The 18384-nt window shown below is 63.9% G+C and carries 13 protein-coding genes; 11 read left to right on the top strand and 2 right to left on the bottom strand.

The features are described from left to right. Nucleotides 1-10 precede the first annotated feature (10 nt). Nucleotides 11-1747, bottom strand: coding sequence for a bifunctional protein-serine/threonine kinase/phosphatase (locus AC0L2J_RS20270; protein ID WP_473393513.1), 1737 nt, complete (start codon nucleotides 1745-1747; stop codon nucleotides 11-13). A 55-nt stretch (nucleotides 1748-1802) separates the two neighbouring features. Continuing rightward, on the bottom strand, nucleotides 1803-2642 hold the full coding sequence (locus AC0L2J_RS20265; RefSeq protein WP_473263510.1) for a formate/nitrite transporter family protein: 840 nt from the start codon (nucleotides 2640-2642) through the stop codon (nucleotides 1803-1805). 689 nt (nucleotides 2643-3331) lie between these two features. Between AC0L2J_RS20265 and AC0L2J_RS20260 the strand changes: the two genes are divergently transcribed. The 11 genes from AC0L2J_RS20260 (at nucleotide 3332) to AC0L2J_RS20210 (ending at nucleotide 18257) form a co-directional block, all read left to right on the top strand. Next, complete coding sequence (locus tag AC0L2J_RS20260) at nucleotides 3332-4795, top strand: CmpA/NrtA family ABC transporter substrate-binding protein (protein ID WP_007607756.1); 1464 nt, start codon at nucleotides 3332-3334, stop codon at nucleotides 4793-4795. Between the two features lie 79 nt (nucleotides 4796-4874). After that, complete coding sequence (locus AC0L2J_RS20255) at nucleotides 4875-5963, top strand: ABC transporter permease (protein ID WP_473247622.1); 1089 nt, start codon at nucleotides 4875-4877, stop codon at nucleotides 5961-5963. A gap of 7 nt (nucleotides 5964-5970) precedes the next feature. Beyond that, nucleotides 5971-7686: an ABC transporter ATP-binding protein gene (locus AC0L2J_RS20250; protein WP_473393508.1), complete on the top strand. Its 1716-nt coding sequence runs from the start codon at nucleotides 5971-5973 to the stop codon at nucleotides 7684-7686. A gap of 326 nt (nucleotides 7687-8012) precedes the next feature. Next, complete coding sequence (locus tag AC0L2J_RS20245; protein ID WP_473393505.1) at nucleotides 8013-9404, top strand: MFS transporter; 1392 nt, start codon at nucleotides 8013-8015, stop codon at nucleotides 9402-9404. A 119-nt stretch (nucleotides 9405-9523) separates the two neighbouring features. Beyond that, nucleotides 9524-9952, top strand: a complete 429-nt coding sequence (locus AC0L2J_RS20240) for a globin family protein (RefSeq protein ID WP_007593949.1) — start codon at nucleotides 9524-9526, stop codon at nucleotides 9950-9952. Between the two features lie 10 nt (nucleotides 9953-9962). After that, nucleotides 9963-11180 carry an NAD(P)/FAD-dependent oxidoreductase gene (locus tag AC0L2J_RS20235; RefSeq protein ID WP_084777320.1) on the top strand — a complete coding sequence of 406 codons (1218 nt, stop codon included), beginning with the start codon at nucleotides 9963-9965 and terminating at the stop codon, nucleotides 11178-11180. Nucleotides 11181-11195: 15 nt separating this feature from the next. Continuing rightward, nucleotides 11196-13901 (top strand): nitrate reductase, encoded by a 2706-nt coding sequence (locus AC0L2J_RS20230; RefSeq protein ID WP_473393501.1) that lies wholly within the window; start codon nucleotides 11196-11198, stop codon nucleotides 13899-13901. Between the two features lie 302 nt (nucleotides 13902-14203). Then, nucleotides 14204-15106 (top strand): SMP-30/gluconolactonase/LRE family protein, encoded by a 903-nt coding sequence (locus tag AC0L2J_RS20225; protein WP_473393696.1) that lies wholly within the window; start codon nucleotides 14204-14206, stop codon nucleotides 15104-15106. 45 nt (nucleotides 15107-15151) lie between these two features. Beyond that, on the top strand, nucleotides 15152-15991 hold the full coding sequence (locus tag AC0L2J_RS20220; protein ID WP_473393498.1) for an aldo/keto reductase: 840 nt from the start codon (nucleotides 15152-15154) through the stop codon (nucleotides 15989-15991). Between the two features lie 185 nt (nucleotides 15992-16176). Then, nucleotides 16177-17118: a DMT family transporter gene (locus AC0L2J_RS20215; RefSeq protein ID WP_473247616.1), complete on the top strand. Its 942-nt coding sequence runs from the start codon at nucleotides 16177-16179 to the stop codon at nucleotides 17116-17118. Between the two features lie 59 nt (nucleotides 17119-17177). Continuing rightward, nucleotides 17178-18257, top strand: coding sequence for a zinc-binding dehydrogenase (locus AC0L2J_RS20210; RefSeq protein ID WP_473393494.1), 1080 nt, complete (start codon nucleotides 17178-17180; stop codon nucleotides 18255-18257). Nucleotides 18258-18384 lie beyond the last annotated feature (127 nt).

Below are 18384 nucleotides of genomic sequence, written 5' to 3'. Positions count from 1 at the left end.
ACACCCCTGATCAGCGCGCGTGCAACATCGCAAGCAGGACCACGACGACGCAGGCGAGCGCTGCCGTGGTCAATTTCCAGAACATCAACGGGCTGCGCTCCAATAGCGGCGTGATCCGTGTGTCGAGATAGGCCGGATTGGGCGTGCGAAGCTCGAAGACGAATTCGGACAGATCCTCGTGCCGCTTGTAGGGATCCGGATGGAGCGCACGTCTGAGCGCGCCGTCGACCCAGGCAGGCACGTTGCTGTCGTCATCGGCCGGGCGGTATTTGAGCCTCCGCACGTCCGCCTTGCGCCGGATCCTGGCGATTTGAGTGCCGTAGGGAAGCTTTCCCGTCAGCATCTGGTAGCAGATCACGGCGAGTGAAAACATGTCGGAGCGCGGCGAGCCGCCCTGCCCAAGAAAATATTCCGGCGCCGTGTACTGGACCGTTCCCAGAATTTCGTCGGCCTCGTCCTGTGGCGCGGCCTCCGCGACGCCAGCCACCTTCACCGATCCGAAGTCGATGATCTTCGCGGTGCCGGTCTTGTCGATCAGGATGTTGTCGGGCCTGAGATCCTGGTGCAGCATTTCCATGCGGTGGAAGGCGCGCAGGCCCGCGGCGATTTGCTCGACCAGTCTGCGGACGGTTTCGAGATCGGGGCGCGGGTTGTCCGTCATCCATTGCCGCAAGGTCTGACCTTCGACGAATTCGGTCGCGACGTAGAGGTAACCGCGCCGGCGCGACTGTGAGAGCGGTTTGAGCACATGCGGGCTGTCGATCCGGCGCGCGATCCACTCCTCCATCAGGAAGCGCTTCAGGTAGGCGGCATTGTCGCGCAAATCGATCGACGGCAGCTTGAGCGCGACCGGCTCCTCGGTCATAGCGTCGACGGCAAGGTAGATATGGCTGCGGCTGCTGGCGTGGATTTCGCGGACGATCCTGTAGCCGTCGAAGATGGCCCGCGGCTCCGGCAGCGGGGGAAGCGGCAGCTGCGAGGTCTGGTTGAAGATGCCGGCCGGCTCGCGCTGCGGCACCGCGTCGATGCGGAGGATCTGGACCGTGATGTTGTCGTCGCTGCCGCGCCGGTAGGCTTCCTCGACGATCGCCTTCGCCGCCCCGTCGAGCTCGGCTGCATGCTCGCTGAGCGCGCTGGTGACGAAACGCGCGTCGACGAATTCATAGGCGCCGTCGGTCGCCAGCAGGAACGTGTCGCCAGTCTCGATCTCGAAATTCTGGTAGTCGATCTCGAGCTGTGGATTGATGCCGAGCGCACGGCCAAGATAAGTCTGCTCCGAGGACACGATGATCCGGTGATCGTCGGTCAGCTGCTCGAGCGCCTTGCCCGCCACGCGGTAGACGCGACAGTCGCCGATGTGGAAGATGTGCGCGGTGGTCGCCTTGATGACCATGGCGCTCAGCGTGCAGACATAACCCTTGTCGCGGTCATAGGCATATTGGCTCTTGCGCGTCTGCGCGTGGAGCCAGGAATTGGTCGCGTCGAGCACGCGGCGGGCGGAGGTCTTCACCGTCCAGGATTCCGACGTGCAGTAATAGTCCATCAGGAAGCTCTTGACCGCCGACTCGCTGGCGATCTGGCTCACCGTGCTGCTGGAGATGCCGTCGGCGAGGACGGCCGCAATGCCCTTCAGGCTGAGCATCGGCTCGTCCGGAACGAGGACGCCGTGAAAATCCTGGTTGATGGGCTTGCGACCCTTGTCGGAATGCTGGCCGACCGAGATCTGAAGTCCGCGGGTCATCGTCATCACCGGCAAAGGGGAGCCTCACCCTGATCGGGCGAGGCTCTCCTGTCGAGACGTATCAGGCCGCAATGCGGGGCGACGAGGCCTTGCCCGCCTGGCGCTTCGGCTGGGTCAGGACGTGCGTGGCGTAGAGGGTCATGCCGGTGAAGGCGAGGCCGCCGACGAGATTGCCGAGCACGGTCGGGATCTCGTTCCAGATCAAATAGTCCATGATCGAGAATTTCGCGTGCAGCATCAGGCCGGACGGGAACAGGAACATATTCACGACGGAATGCTCGAACACCATGTAGAAGAACACCAGGATCGGCATCCACATCGCGATGACCTTGCCGGGGACCGAGGTGGAGATCATGGCGCCGACGACGCCGGTCGAGACCATCCAGTTGCAGAGCATTCCGCGGATGAACAGCGTCGCCATGCCGGCCGCGCCGTGCGCGGCATAGCCGAGCGTGCGGCCTTCGCCGATATTGCCGATCGCCGTGCCGACCTTGTCCGGATCCTGCGTGAAGCCGAAAGTCGTGACGAAGGCCATCATGAAGGCCACCGTAAGGGCGCCTGCGAAATTGCCGACGAAGACGAGGCTCCAGTTCCGCAGCACGCCGCCGAAGGTTACGCCGGGGCGCTTGTCGATCAGCGCCAGTGGCGCCAGCACGAACACGCCGGTCAAAAGGTCGAAGCCCAACAAATAGAGCATCGAGAATCCGACCGGGAACAGCAACGCGCCGATGAGAGGCTGGCCGGTGTTCACGTTGATGGTGACGGCGAACCATGCCGCCAGCGCGAGGATAGCGCCGGCCATGTAGGCGCGGATGATGGTATCGCGGGTGGACATGAAGATCTTGGATTCGCCCGCATCCACCATCTTGGTGACGAATTCCGAAGGCGCGAGATACGACATCAATGGTTCCTTTTGCTCGTGTGAGAATAGCGTGGCGGTTTCGGACGGTACCGTTGTCGAGATGCTGCCTCCGCACGAGCCGGTGAACCGGCAATCTGCGGACCAAAGGAATTCGGAATCTCGCTTGGGATCGCGTGACGACGACTGTGCCCGATGGGCCCAGCGAAGCAATATTGCTCTCCCCGAGTTTCAGCCTTTGGAGGCCTCAACATGTCGGCGGACCGCAGTCGTCGTTGACTGAGTGGTTACTGTGCAAGCAATCCACGTGCCAGATGACGGGCCATGCATCGCGACCGAGTGCTGGCGCGGTTACAGTGTGTTTTGCGCCTTCCATATGTCGAGCGGACTATCGATGGACCAAGGTTCCGAGAGGCACGAAGTCAGGCCTGCCCAATTTTTGTGCGACGCACAAGAACTGGGCTGTTCGCCAAATTTGACGGCGCGCGGAGATTTGCCAACAGAGAGTCGCTTCGGCGCAACGCTCTGTTTTTGCTTGGCATTGTCGATTTCTTCGCTTTGGCACGCTTCTTGTTTGAGAATGCGCGACGCCATCGATGCCGTCCCTCGAAGATCTCCATCCGAATTGTGACTTCTGCCATCCGGGGCTTCCCCGGAGACGCGCCGCCGTGCGCGTCGTGCGGTCGGCATGTGCGGATGGTCGCTCCGGTCACAAAGGATCATCACATTCAATGACGAAGCCAATTGATCAGTCCTCGCGCAGCGGTCGTCACGGCCACCATCTTGGCGGAGCCAGCGCGAACGCGCTCATGCTCCTCGACCGCCGCACGTTCCTCGCCGCAGGCACCGTCGCCGCGGCGTTTGCGGTCGCTCCCGGCCGCGTCCGCGCCGCCGCGCTCAAACCCGAGAAGGAAGAACTGAAGCTCGGCTTCATCAAGCTCACCGACATGGCGCCGCTCGCGGTGGCCAAGGAGAACGGGTACTTCGAGGACGAAGGTCTGTTCGTCACGCTGGAGGCGCAGGCCAACTGGAAAGTTCTGCTGGACCGCGTCATCAGTGGCGAGCTGGACGGCGCGCACATGCTGGCGGGCCAGCCATTGGCGGCCACGATCGGCTTTGGCACGAAGGCGCACATCATCACGCCGTTCTCGATGGACCTCAATGGAAACGCCATCACGGTCTCGAACGAGATCTTCGCGATGATGAAGCCGAACATCCCGAAGGATGCGAGCGGCAAGCTCGTGCATCCGATCAAGGCCGATACGTTGCGTCCGGCGATCGAGAAGCTGAAGGCCGACGGCAAGTCTTTCAAAATGGGCATGGTCTTCCCGGTGTCGACCCATAATTACGAGCTGCGCTACTGGCTCGCTTCGGGCGGCATCAACCCCGGCTATTATTCGTCCGGCGACGTGACCGGAACGGTCGGCGCCGAAGCGCTGCTGTCGGTGACGCCGCCGCCACAGATGCCAGCGACGCTCGAAGCCGGCACCATCAACGGCTACTGCGTCGGCGAGCCCTGGAACCAGGCCGCGGTGTTCAAGGGCATCGGCGTGCCCGTGATCACCGATTACGAGATCTGGAAGAACAATCCGGAGAAGGTGTTCGGCATCACCGCGGCCTTTGCCGACAAGAATCCAAACACCGTGCTGGCCCTGACCAAGGCGCTGATCCGCGCCGCGATGTGGCTGGACGAGAATGCCAACGCCAATCGCGCCAAGGCCGTCGAGCTGTTGTCGAAGCCCGAATATGTCGGCGCCGACAAGGCGGTCATCGCCAATTCGATGACCGGCACATTCGAATACGAGAAAGGCGACAAGCGCTCCATTCCGGACTTCAATGTGTTCTTCCGCTATTTCGCGACCTATCCCTACTATTCCGACGCGGTCTGGTATTTGACGCAGATGCGCCGCTGGGGGCAGATCGCGGAGGCCAGGGACGACGCCTGGTACGAGGCGACGGCCAAGAGCGTGTATCGTCCGGATATCTACCTTTCCGCGGCCAAGCTTCTGATCGCCGACGGCAAAGCGAACAAGGACGACTTCCCCTGGGAGAGCGAGGGTTATCGTGCGCCGACCTCGGAATTCATCGATGGCGTCACTTACGACGGTCGCAAGCCCAACGCCTACATCGATAGCCTGAAGATCGGTCTAAAGGGCAAGCAGAAGATCGACGGTGCCAAGGTCATCGACGGCTGACGCGCATGAGCCGGGCCGCCGTCAGGACGGCCCGGTCTCCTCACTCGAAGTCGGGCGATGAACGCCGAGGGACAAGACTATGGCAGCGGCTACCGACTACATCGACCTCAGCGCAGAGGAGCGCAAGCGTGCCCGCCGGGAGCGGGTGTTTGCGCGCATCAATGCAGCAGCGATTTATCTCAACATTCTCGGATTGGGATGGCTCGTGCCGCTGGCCCGCATTGCGGCCGGCGACAGCGTCAAGCCGCAGTTGAAGGAGCTACGCCAGGGATTGCTGGTGCCGCTGATTGGCATCGGTGTCTTCCTTCTGGCATGGGCCTGGGCCGCGCCGCGGGTCAAGACGTCGCTCGGCGCCATCCCGGGGCCGGCCGAGGTCTGGACGCAGGCCGGAAACCTGTACGCCGACCATCTGGCGGAGCGCGCCAAGCGGGCGGCCTTCTACGAACGCCAGGATCAACGTAACGCCAAAGTGGTGGCTGACGGTCATCCCGAGGATGTCCGGCATCGTGGCTATGCCGGCAAGCCAACTTACTTCGACCAAATACTAACCAGTCTCATGACGGTGGCGCTCGGCTTTGCCGTGGCGACGCTTGTTGCCGTGCCGCTCGGTATCCTGTGCGGCCTCTCGCGGACCATGAACAGTGCTCTCAACCCGCTGATCCAGATATTCAAGCCGGTATCGCCGCTTGCGTGGCTCCCGATCGTGACCATGGTGGTCTCGGCGCTTTATGTGAACCCGTCGGAGTTGCTACCGAAGTCGCTGGTCATCTCCGCCATCACGGTAACGCTGTGTTCATTGTGGCCGACATTGATAAACACCGCGCTTGGAGTGGCTTCGATCGACAAGGACCTGCTCAACGTCGGCCGCGTCCTGCAGCTGCCGACATGGCGCACCGTCACCAAGCTGGTCCTGCCAAGTTCGCTGCCGCTGATCTTCACCGGATTGAGACTCTCTCTCGGCGTGGGCTGGATGGTGCTGATCGCGGCGGAAATGCTCGCGCAGAATCCGGGCCTTGGGAAATTCGTCTGGGACGAGTTTCAGAACGGCTCGTCGCAGTCGCTGGCCCGGATCATCCTGGCTGTGCTGACGATCGGGATCATCGGCTTCCTGCTTGATCGCGTGATGTACGCGCTCCAGTCCGCTTTCACCTTTTCCAGCCAGCGCTGAGGCCCTGATGTCGTTCCTGTCGCTGAAGGGGCTCCGCAAGGGCTACGGTGCCGGCGCCAAGCGCACCGACGTGCTGTCGAATGTCAATCTTGAGGTCGCCGAGGGCGAGTTCATCGCCATCGTGGGCTTCTCGGGCAGCGGCAAGACGACACTGATCTCGGCGATCGCTGGGCTGGTGCAGCCGGATGCCGGCGAGATCACGCTCAAGGGCAAACCGGTCGCGGGGCCCGGCCCGGACCGCGGCATCGTCTTTCAGTCGTACTCGCTGATGCCGTGGTTGACGGTACGCGGCAACATCGCTCTCGCTGTCGATCAGGTGTTTGCCCGCGAAAGCAAGGCTCAGCGCGCCGGCCGCGTCGACCGCTACATAGACATGGTCGGGCTTACGCACGCGGCGACCCGCCTGCCGGCCGAACTGTCCGGCGGCATGCGTCAGCGCGTCGCCGTTGCCCGTGCGCTTGCAACCAGCCCTGAGATATTGCTGCTCGACGAGCCGCTATCGGCACTCGACGCGTTGACCCGCGCCAAGCTCCAGGACGAGATCGTCGACATCTGGTCGCGCGACAAGCGCACCGTGGTGCTGGTTACCAATGACGTCGACGAAGCGATCCTGCTCGCCGATCGCATCATTCCGTTGTTGCCGGGCCCGAACGCGACGCTCGGGCAGCAGTTCAAAGTCGACATCCCGCGCCCGCGCGACCGGTCCTCGATCAACGAGGATCCGCATTTCAAGCGGCTGCGGCAGGCCGTCACCGGCTATCTCCTTGACGTCGCGAAAGAGCGCTCGGCCGATGCCGATGCGACGGTTCGTACGCTGCCCAACGTCGTATCCATCACACAGATGGACAAGCCGCCGACGGCCTATCAGAAGGCGGCTGCTACGGTGACCATCAACACCGACCGCTATCTCGAATTCTCCCGGCTCTCGAAGGTCTATCCGACGCCGACGGGGCCGCTGACCATCGTGGAGAACTTCGATCTCAAGGTTCGCAAGGGCGAGTTCATCTCGGTGATCGGTCATTCCGGCTGCGGCAAGTCGACGGTGCTGTCGATGACCGCAGGTCTCAACGAGGTCTCTCTCGGGGGCATCATTCTCGACGGCCGCGAGGTAACGACGGCCGGTCCAGACCGAGCGGTCGTGTTCCAGGCGCCTTCATTGTTTCCCTGGCTGACGGCGCGCGAGAACGTTGCGCTCGGAGTCGACCGTGTCTATCCGCACGCCACGCGGCGGCAGCGCGACGAGATCGTCGACTATTACCTCGAGCGGGTCGGGCTTGCGGATTCTTTCGACAAGTCGGCTGCGGCAATGTCGAACGGCATGCGCCAACGAGTCGGCATCGCGCGTGCCTTCGCGCTGTCGCCAAAATTGCTGTTGCTGGACGAGCCGTTCGGCATGCTGGACAGCCTCACCCGCTGGGACCTCCAGGAGGTACTGATGGAGGTCTGGAAGCGCACGCAAGTGACGGCGATGTGCGTGACCCATGATGTCGACGAGGCGATCCTGCTTGCCGACCGCGTGGTGATGATGACCAACGGACCATACGCCCGGATCGGTCACATCATGGAGGTCGACATCCCTCGGCCGCGCACGCGAAAGGCTCTGCTCGAGCACCCCAATTACTACCGATATCGCCGCGAGTTGCTCGATTTTCTCGAAGCTTACGAGCATGGAGCCGTGTCAAAGGCGCCGCCGAAACCAGCGGTCAATCCGGAAGCGGCGTGAGCAGGCGCGCATGCACGTTCAAATCGGTTGCATCAAGCTCAATCCTTGTGCGCCGCACAGGGATTGAGCGAATCGCAAAATTTGCGTGCGAAATAGTCCTGCGAAAGTCCGGAGCACTACGAACAAGCTCCTGAATCTCTTGCGTTTCCGGAATGCGGGCAGTTGGCACGGAAATTGAAACACCAATCGCGACGCCAACGACGACGTCCCTCAACATCATCAATCAGCATCATAACTCGCCACCGGGGGTGAAGCCTCGGAGCGCGCCTCCGTGGCCGGAGGCTGAGCCTGCAACGACGCAGCGGTGAGCCTGGAAGGGATTTGCAATGAGCAAGAGTCCGACTGGTAATCAGACTTGGATTTCGGACTGGCGTCCCGAAGATGAGGCGTTCTGGAATGCGACTGGCAAAACTATCGCGGGACGCAACCTGATCTGGTCGATCGTGGCCGAACATATCGGCTTCTCGGTCTGGCTGATCTGGAGCATCGTCACCACCAAGCTGCCGCAGGCGGGCTTCCACTACACCACCGACCAGCTGTTCCAGCTCGTCGCGGTGCCCGGGCTGATCGGCGCGTTGATGCGCTTTCCCTACACCTTCGCGGTGACGACCTTCGGCGGTCGCAATTGGACCATCTTCAGTGCGGCGATCCTGTTCATTCCGACGCTCTCGCTGGCATATTTCGTCGGCCAGCCCGACACGCCGTTCTGGCTGATGCTGCTGATTGCCTCGACCGCCGGCCTAGGCGGCGGCAATTTTGCGTCCAGCATGACCAACATCTCGTTCTTCTTCCCGGACCGGATGAAGGGCTGGGCGCTCGGACTGAATGCGGCCGGCGGCAATATCGGCGTCTCCAGCGTGCAACTCCTGACCCCGATCCTGATGGCGCTCGCCGTCATCAACCTGTTCCAGGCAACGCCTGTCGACGGTGTTTTCCTGCAAAACGCCGGCCTGATGTGGGTGCTGCCGATCGCGATCGCGGTGTTCGGCGCAGTGTTCTTCATGAACAACCTGACCACGGCCAAGTCGTCGATCAAGAACCAGCTCGCCGTGGTCAAGCGCAAGCACACCTGGATCATGGCGTATCTCTATATCGGCACGTTCGGCTCCTTCATCGGCTACTCGGCTGCATTTCCGCTGCTGATCAAGACCCAGTTCCCGCAAGTCACGATCGGGATCGCGTTCCTGGGACCGCTGGTCGGCTCGTTGTCGCGGCCGCTCGGCGGCTGGCTTGCCGACAGGATCGGCGGCTCGGTGATCACGTTCTGGAATTTCATCGTGATGGCAGGCGCCACGATCGGCGTGCTCTACTTCGTCGGGCACAAGGATTTCATCGGCTTCCTCTCGATGTTCCTGGTCCTGTTCGTGACGACGGGAATCGGCAACGGCTCGACCTACCGCATGATCCCCTCGATCTTCCGCGAGCAGAATTTGTTCAGGGTGCGCGGCAAGGGCGCTGCGGAGCGCGCGGTCGCCTTGAAGACGGCGAGCATCGAGAGCGGTGCTGCGGTCGGCTTCATCGGAGCGGTCGGCGCCGTCGGCGGCTATCTGATCCCGACCGGGTTCGGCAAGTCGATCGCGCTGACCGGCGGACCGCAGCTCGCGCTCGCGATCTATCTCGGCTTCTACGCCTCCTGTCTCGCGCTGACCTGGTGGTTCTATCTGCGTCGCAGCCCGCAGGGTGAAGGCGCGTCAGGCCTCGCCGGCGCGCGAGTTTAACACTTGGTACGAATCTCGCTTCTCCCCGTACGCGGGGAGAAGCATTGCCCGACAGTTTGAAGATGAACCTGGTTCGCAATGGCGCGCACCAAGGCAAACCCAACAGGCAGGAGAACATCATGACGCCAGAACAGATCACCCTCGTCCAGCAGAGCTTTGCCAAGGTCGCGCCGATTTCCGCGCAGGCCGCGGTGCTGTTCTACGATCGCCTGTTCGAGGTCGCGCCGTCCGTGCGCGCGATGTTCCCCGAGGACATGACCGAGCAGCGCAAGAAGCTGATGGGCATGCTCGCTGCCGTCGTCGGCGGTCTGTCGAACCTGGACTCGATTCTTCCGGCGGCCTCGGCGCTTGCGAAGCGTCACGTCGGCTACGGCGCCAAGGCCGAGCACTACCCCGTGGTCGGCGCGACCTTGCTGTGGACCCTGGAGAAGGGGCTCGGCGAGGCCTGGACGCCCGAACTCGCCACCGCCTGGACCGACGCCTACGGCGTGTTGTCCGGCTACATGATTTCGGAGGCCTACGGCGCACAGCCGCAGGCCGCTGAATAGGAGATGCGTTGTGAGTGAACCGCTGGTCATCGTCGGTAACGGTATGGCGGCCGCGCGTCTGGTCGACGAGCTCGCCAAGACCTCGCTCGGCCGCTACGCGGTCGCTGTGATCGGCGAAGAGCCGCGGCTCGCTTACAACCGCGTTCTGCTCTCCTCGGTGCTGGCCGGCGAGACCGGCTCGCACGAGATCGAGCTCCGGCCCGCCGACTGGTGGCGCCATCGCGGCGTCACGGTGCGCTACGGCTATCGCGTCACCGAGATCGACACCGGCCGACGCGAGCTCAAGATCGAAGGCGAAGAGAGCATGGAATATTCCAAGCTCGTGCTCGCTGTCGGCTCGACGCCGCTGCGGCTCAACGTGCCGGGCGCCGATCTCGCCGGCGTGCACACCTTTCGCGACACCCGCGACGTCGATCTGCTGCTGACCCTTGCCGCAGCTAAGAAACGCGTGGTCGTGGTCGGCGGCGGTCTGCTCGGTCTTGAAGCGGCTTATGGCCTCGCCAAGGCCGGAGCGCCCGTGACGCTGCTGCACCTGATGGACCGGCTGATGGAGCGCCAGCTCGATGCCCCCGCCGCCGACCTGCTCAAGACGCTGGTCGAGCGCAAGGGCATTCGCATCCTGCTCAATGCATCCACAGCCCGCATCCATGGCGAGGGCCATGTCGAAGCGGTCGAGCTTGCCGACGGCAGCCGCATCGAGGCCGATGCGGTGATCTTCGCTGCCGGCATCAGGCCCAACATTGCGCTCGCAAAAGACGCCGGCATCGCAGTCAACCGCGGCATCGTCGTCAACGACGAGATGCAGACGGCGTCACCCGATATCTACGCGCTCGGCGAGTGCGCCGAGCATCGCGGAACCTGCTACGGCCTGGTCGAACCTGCCTACGAGCAGGCGCGCGTGCTGGCGCGGCATCTCTCCGGCCGTCCCGCGGCCTATCAGGGCAGCGTGGTCTCGACCAATCTGAAAGTGTCGGGGGTCAGCGTATTCTCCGCCGGCGACTTCATGGGCGGGGAGGGCAGCGAGAGCCTCGTGCTGTCAGACCGCAGGCGCGGCACCTACAAGAAGCTCGTCATCGCCGAGGGCCGGCTCACCGGCGCCCTGCTGATTGGCGATACCGTCGATGCGCTCTGGTATCTCGAACTGATCCGCAACCGCGAAAAGGTGGCGGCGATCCGCGCCGACATGATGTTTGGCCGCGCGCTCGCGGGTCCCTCCAAAGCGGCTTGATAGAGGCGGCTTGATATGACGGCGATCGATCCCACGCTCCGCGCCACCAAGACGACCTGTCCGTATTGCGGCGTCGGCTGCGGCGTGCTGGCGACGCCGGACGGCAAGGGCGGCGCGGCCATCGCCGGCGATCCCGATCATCCTGCCAATTTCGGCCGGCTGTGCTCCAAGGGCTCGGCGCTCGGCGAGACCGTCGGGCTGGAAAGCCGGCTGCTCTATCCGATGATCCGCTGCAAGGGCGTGCTCGAACGCGTCGCCTGGAGCGATGCGCTCGATCACGTCGCCCACCGCATGCAACACATCGTCGCGCGCGACGGCGCCGACGCGGTCGCATTCTATCTCTCCGGCCAGCTCCTGACCGAGGATTATTACGTCGCCAACAAGCTGATGAAGGGCTTTGTCGGCACGGCGAACGTCGACACCAATTCGCGGCTATGCATGTCGTCCTCGGTCGCCGGTCACCGTCGCGCCTTCGGCGCCGACGCCGTACCCGGCTGCTACGAGGATCTCGACCGGGCCGATTTGCTCGTCTTTGTCGGCTCGAACGCCGCATGGTGCCATCCCGTGCTGTTTCAGCGCATGCTGAAGAACCGGCAGGAACGCGGCGCGCGCATGATCGTGATCGATCCGCGCCGCACCGACACCGCGACCGACGTCGATCTGTTCCTGGGCCTCAAGCCCGGCACCGACACGGCGCTGTTCTCCGGCCTGTTCGTTCACCTCGCCGACAATGGTGCCCTGGATCAGGACTACATCGGGCAAAACACGTCGGGCTTTGACGGCGCGCTGGCGCGCGCACGCAGCATCGCGGGCAGCGTCACCGCCACCGCACTGGCGACCGGTCTTTCCGAGCTGGACGTTGCCACCTTCTTCAAGATGTTCCGTGACACGCCCCGCGTCGTCACGCTGTACTCGCAAGGTGTCAACCAGTCGGCGCAGGGCACCGACAAGGTCAATGCGATCCTGAACTGCCATCTCGCCACGGGCCGCATCGGCAAGCCCGGCGCCTCGCCGTTCTCGCTCACCGGCCAGCCCAACGCGATGGGCGGCCGCGAGGTCGGCGGCCTCGCCAACCAGCTCGCCGCACACATGAACTTCACGCCGCCGGACATCGATCGTGTGCGGCGGTTCTGGAAGGCGCCGCGTATCGCGACCCATGAAGGGTTGAAGGCAGTGCAGCTGTTCGAAGCCATCAACCGCGGCGAGGTCAAGGCCTTGTGGGTGATGGGCACCAACCCCGCGGTGTCGCTGCCCGACGCGGACTTCGTGCGCGAGGCGCTGAAGAAGCTCGAGCTGTTCGTGGTCTCCGAGAACGTGCTCTCCAACGACACGGTCGATGCCGGCCCGCACGTGCTGCTGCCCGCGCTCGCCTGGGGGGAGAAGTCGGGCACCGTGACCAATTCCGAGCGACGCATCTCGCGCCAGCGCTCGTTCCTGCCGGCGCCTGGCGAGGCGCGGCCGGACTGGTGGATCCTGAGCGAAACCGCAAAGCGCCTCGGCTTCGGCGACAGTTTTAATTACAAATCCGCAGCCGACATCTTTCGCGAGCACGCCGCGCTCTCGGCGTTCGAGAACGATGGCAGCCGCGACTTCGATATCGGCGCGCTGACATCGCTGTCCGACGAAGCCTTCGATGCGTTGAAGCCCGTGCAGTGGCCCGCGCGCGAAGGCGTGGCGCCCGGCGAGCGCTTCTTCGCGGCCGGCGGCTTCTTCACCAATGACGGCAAGGGCCGCTTCGTCGCGCTGGAAGTGCCTGCGCTGCGCGGCGAGACAGGACCGTCGCGGCCGCTGCGGCTCAACACCGGACGCATTCGGGACCAGTGGCACACCATGACCCGTACGGGTCTCAGCCAGCGGCTCGGCGCGCATCTTCCAGAGCCGTTCGTCGAGATTCATCCCGATGACGCGAACAAATACAACATCGTCCATGACGGCTATGCCCGCGTCACCACCGATTACGGCCTGTGCACCCTCAAGGTCGTCGTCAGCGACCGTCAGCAGCGCGGCACGCTATTCGCGCCGATCCACTGGAGTGCGATGAACGCCTCGCACGGTCGCGTCGGGGCGCTGGTCGCACCGTTCACCGATCCGTTCTCGGGACAGCCGGAGTCCAAGGCGACACCGGCTGCGATCGCGCCTTATGAATACGTCTTCCGCGGCTTTGCGTTGTCGCGCAAGCAGCTGGAGCTGCCGCCGAACCTGATGTGGACCCGAGTCACTGTTACCGGCGGCTTCGGCTACCTCTTCGCCGACAATGCGGATCTGTCGCGCTGGCCGGCCTGGCTCGAGAGCGTCGCCGGCGAGGACGTCGCCGACTATCGCGACTTCGGCGGTGGCGTTTATCGCGCGGCGTCGTTTACCGGCGACCGCATCGAAACCTGCCTGTTCGTCGGCCCCGCGCATGATGCCGGGGACTGGGACGTGGTGAAGAGCCTGTTCGTGGCCGACCATGTCACCGACGAGCAGCGCCGCATGCTGTTGTCCGGCAAGTCGAGCGAGGGCGCGGCCTCGACCGGCCCTGTCGTCTGTGCCTGCTTCGGCGTCGGCCGCGGCACCATCTGCGACACCATCGCCGCAGGTGCGCGCACAGCGGCCGAGATCGGCGCAAAGCTGAAGGCCGGCACCAATTGCGGCTCCTGCATCCCCGAGCTGAAGCGCCTGATCGCGACGACGGAGGTGGCTCCAGTGAAGCAGGCGAAGGTCGCGGGCGCCGCGGGGTAGGTCCGGCTCTGCCTTCTCTCGTGCCCGCTTGCGACAATCTATCACCGTCATCCTGAGGCGCCGGAGCGAAGCGGAGGCCTCGAAGGACGGCGGCCCGGCTGCATCGGGGCCGTTCATCCTTCGAGGCTCTGCATACGATGCGTCCGCATCATATGCCTCGCACCTCAGGATGACGGAGCCTAATGACCGTCCAGGCGCAGGCCATCCCTCCGCGCAGCCATGCCTCCACCCCAATCGACGCACGCCCCGTTGTGCCCTATGCTGCCGCGCATTCCGCCAGTTCAACAAAGATAACAACAATGATGTACCTGGAAACGCCGCCGCGCCTGATCGAGACCAGGCTCTTTTCCGCCATGCCCGACAAATTCCGCCGCAAAGGCGAGCGAACGGATTGGGCCGATGCCAACCGGCCGGGTGTGCCGACGGATTCCTTCATCGAAGGGCCGTCGTTCGACAAGGACGGCAATCTCTACATCGTCGATATTCCCTTCGGCCGCATCTTCCGCATTGCGCCCGACGGCGAGTGGTCGCTGGCGATTGAATATGAGGGTTGGCCGAACGGACTGAAGGTTGCGGCGGACGGCCGCGTCCTGGTCGCCGACTACAGGCACGGCATCATGGAGTTCGACGCCGAGGCAGGACGCATCAAGCCTGTTCTGACCGCGCGCAATTCGGAATCATTCCGCGGCTGCAACGATTTGCATCTCGCTTCCAACGGCGACATCTATTTCACCGACCAGGGACAGACCGGCCTGCATGACCCCAGCGGCCGCGTCTTTCGCCTGACGCAAAGTGGCCGGTTGGATTGCCTTGTTAACACCGGCATCAGTCCGAATGGTCTGGTGCTCGATCCAACCGAGACCGTGCTGTTCGTCGCGATGACGCGCGACAACGCGGTGTGGCGGTTGCCGTTCATGAAGGACGGCAGCGTGTCGAAGGTCGGCCGCTTCTGCTCGCTGTTCGGTACCAGCGGCCCCGATGGCATGACCATGGATGCCAAGGGTCGCCTGTTCGTCGGCCACGCCTCGCTCGGCCATGTCTTCGTGTTCGCGCCCAATGGCGAATTGATAGCGCGGGTCAAGTCGTGTGCAGGGCCGAATTGCACCAATGTTGCCATCGGTGGTGCGAACAAAGATCGGCTCTACATCACGGAGTCCGCAACCGGTAGCGTATTGGTCGCTGACATCGGCGTATTGAACTCTTGAGCTCGATGGCGGTTGCCTGAGCGAACGAGCGGTATCGGAGCAAATATGAACACAAAACCCTTCGGCCAAACCGGCGGCAGCGTCTCCGTCATCGGGCAGGGCACCTGGTATCTCGACCATGGCGATCGCAAGCGCGCGGTCGCGGCGCTGCAGCGCGGCCTCGACCTCGGCATGACCCACATCGACACCGCCGAGATGTATGGCGATGCCGAGCTCGTCATTGCCGATGCGATCGCGGGACGACGCGATGAGGTGTTCCTGGTGTCCAAGGTGCTTCCGAGCAACGCCTCGCGCCGCGGAACCATCACCGCCTGTGAGCGCTCGCTGAAGCGGCTGAAAACTGATCGGCTCGATTGCTATCTGCTGCATTGGCGCGGCTCCTATCCGCTGGAGGACACCGTCGCCGCGTTCGAGGAACTGGTGAAGGCCGGCAAGATCAAATCCTGGGGCGTTTCCAATTTCGATGCCGATGATCTCGACGAGATGCTCGACGCTGCCGGCGAAGGCCGCATCGCCTGCAATCAGGTGCTCTATCATCTGAAGGAACGCGCGATTGAGCACGCGGTGATCCCGTGGTGCGAACAGCATGGTGTCGCCGTGGTCGCCTATTCGCCGTTCGGCCACGACGATTTCCCTGCGAGCAACAGCAAGGGCGGCGCAGTACTGGCGCGCATCGCGGAGACGCGGCGCGCGACGCCGCGCCAGGTCGCACTGAGCTTTCTCACCCGTGCGACTACGGTGTTCGCCATCCCGAAGGCGTCGTCCGCGGAACATGCCGGCGAAAACGCCGCGGCCGGCGATCTCGTGCTGACGAAAGATGAGATTGCGGCGCTCGATGCGGCGTTTCCGCGCGGTCCGAAGCCGCGCGGCCTGCCCATGCTGTAGTGCACAAACGCCTGTTATTAATGGAGTCTTGACGCGCGCGGACGTGAGCGCATATCGGCATCCTGTTTTCGGAAGTTGTGAAAGCGGCGCAATTATCGTTTTTTACGCTCATTCCCGATTCGCATTCCTAGGTTCCAGCCGTGACCCCGCCGCCCGCCGCAGCCGCAAGGCTCGACAGTATTCCCATGTCCATGCCGGAAAAGAAGCCGCAGGCGCGCCGTGCGCCGGCGCGCGTCGATCATCCCTTCAAGGGCATCGCGCTGGTGCTGCTGTCGACGATCTTTCTCGGCTGCTCCGATGTCACCGCGAAATATCTGTCGTCGAGCCTGCCGTCGATCGAAATCACCTGGATCCGCTTCGTGACGTTTGCGCTGATGTTCACGCCGGTGATGCTGCCGGGCTCGCCGCTTCATGCCATGCGCACCGAGCGCCTCGGCCTGCAGCTGATGCGCGGCGCGGCATTGCTCGGCTCTTCGCTGTTCTTCATCACCGGCCTGAGCTTCCTGCCGATCGCGGAAGCGTCCGCGACCGGCTTCGTCTCGCCACTGTTCGTCACCGCGCTCTCGATCGTCTTCCTGAGCGAGAAGGTCGGCATGCGCCGCTGGATCGCGACCGCGATCGGCTTGACCGGCGTGCTGATCATCCTGCGCCCGGGCTCCAGCGCGTTTCACGCCGCCGCGTTCTTTCCGATCGTCTCGGCGTTCTGCTGGGCTGCGGCGCTGATCCTGACGCGCATGATGAGCGGGCGTGAAGCTGTCCTCACCACGATGGCCTATTCGGCGCTGACGGGCGTTGCGATCCTCTCTCTGATGGTACCGTTCGTCTGGGTGACGCCGACCTGGACCGCGATTGGGCTTGGCATCGTGATCGGCGTCGCCTCCACCGTCGGCCAGTGGATCATCGTACTGGCCTATCGCTACGGCGATGCCTCGGTGCTGGCGCCGTTTTCCTACACCCAGCTGCTGTGGGTGAGCATTCTCGGCTTCTTCCTGTTCGGCGAAGTGCCTGATGTCTGGACCGTCACCGGCGCGGCCTTCATCGTCGCCAGCGGGCTCTACATCGCCCATCGCGAGCGCATCCGCCGCGCCCAGCTCCTGATCCTGGAAGAGCGGTCCCCGAACCCCTGACGCAAGATCGCGCGTCCGCTTCGTGCTATCAACGGCTCCAATAAGACGGGAGGAGCCGGATGCGCGCTGCGATTTTCAGGAACGGCGAGATTGTCGTCGACCGGATGGCGGAGCCAAAGCCGGGCTCCGGCCAGGTGCTGGTCAAGACGCTCGCCTGCGGCATCTGCGGCTCCGACCTGCACGCGCGCCAGCACGCCCACCGCATGGTGGAGATGGCGCGGAAGACCGGACGCAAGCCGATGGACCTCGCCCGCGACGTCGTGTTCGGCCACGAGTTCTGCTGCGAGATCGTCGATTACGGCCCGGGGACCGTGCGCAAGCTCAAGCCGGGCACGCGCGTCTGTTCGCTGCCGGCCCTCGTGACGTCGCAGGGCATCGAGGGCATCGGCTATTCCAATGACAATGTCGGCGGCTATGCCGAGGCGATGCTGTTGAGCGAAGCGCTGCTGCTCGAGGTGCCCAACGGTCTGGCGCCGGAGCATGCCGCGCTCACCGAACCGCTCGCGGTCGGCGTTCACGCGGTCGCCAAGGCCAACATCCGAGGCGGCGAAGTGCCGCTCGTGATCGGCTGCGGCCCGGTCGGACTGGCGGTGATTGCGGCGCTGAAGCTCAAGGGCCTGCATCCGATTGTCGCGGCCGACTATTCGCCGGCGCGGCGCGCGCTTGCGGCAAAACTCGGCGCCGATATCGTCGTGGATCCCAGGGTGTCGCAGCCCCATGCGACCTGGGCCGAGCATGCGCAGATGTCGGATGCGGAGAAGGCGGCGCGGCCGCCGTTCCAGGCGATGCTGCCCGCGCTGAAGCCCGCGATCATCTTCGAATGCGTCGGCGTGCCCGGGCTGTTGCAGCAGGTGTTCGAGGGCGCACCACGCGATGCCAGGATCGTCGTGGTCGGCGTCTGCATGGAGACCGACACAAGCGAGCCCATGCTAGGCATCATGAAGGAGCTCAACGTCCAGTACGTGCTGGGCTACACGCCGGACGAGTTCGCAGCCTCGCTGCGCTTGATCTCGGAAGGGCAGGTGGATGCGGCGGCGATGGTGACGGCGGAAGTCGGCATCGACGGCGTCGCAAAGGCTTTCGTCGATCTCGCCAATCCCGAAGCGCACACCAAGATCATCGTGCAGCCATGGCGGTGAAGGCTGGTTGAACATCTCTCTGCGGCCATCCTTCGAGACGTCCGCCTGCGGCGGGCCCTCAGGATGAGGTCCTGACATGCGGCGAAATGCTAGACCCTCGTGGTGAGGAGCCCGCGAAGCGGGCGTC

Source organism: Bradyrhizobium sp. MV1.5, assembly GCF_055807615.1.
Note: the sequence above shows the minus strand (reverse complement) of the source record. Positions and strands in the feature narration are given on the sequence as shown.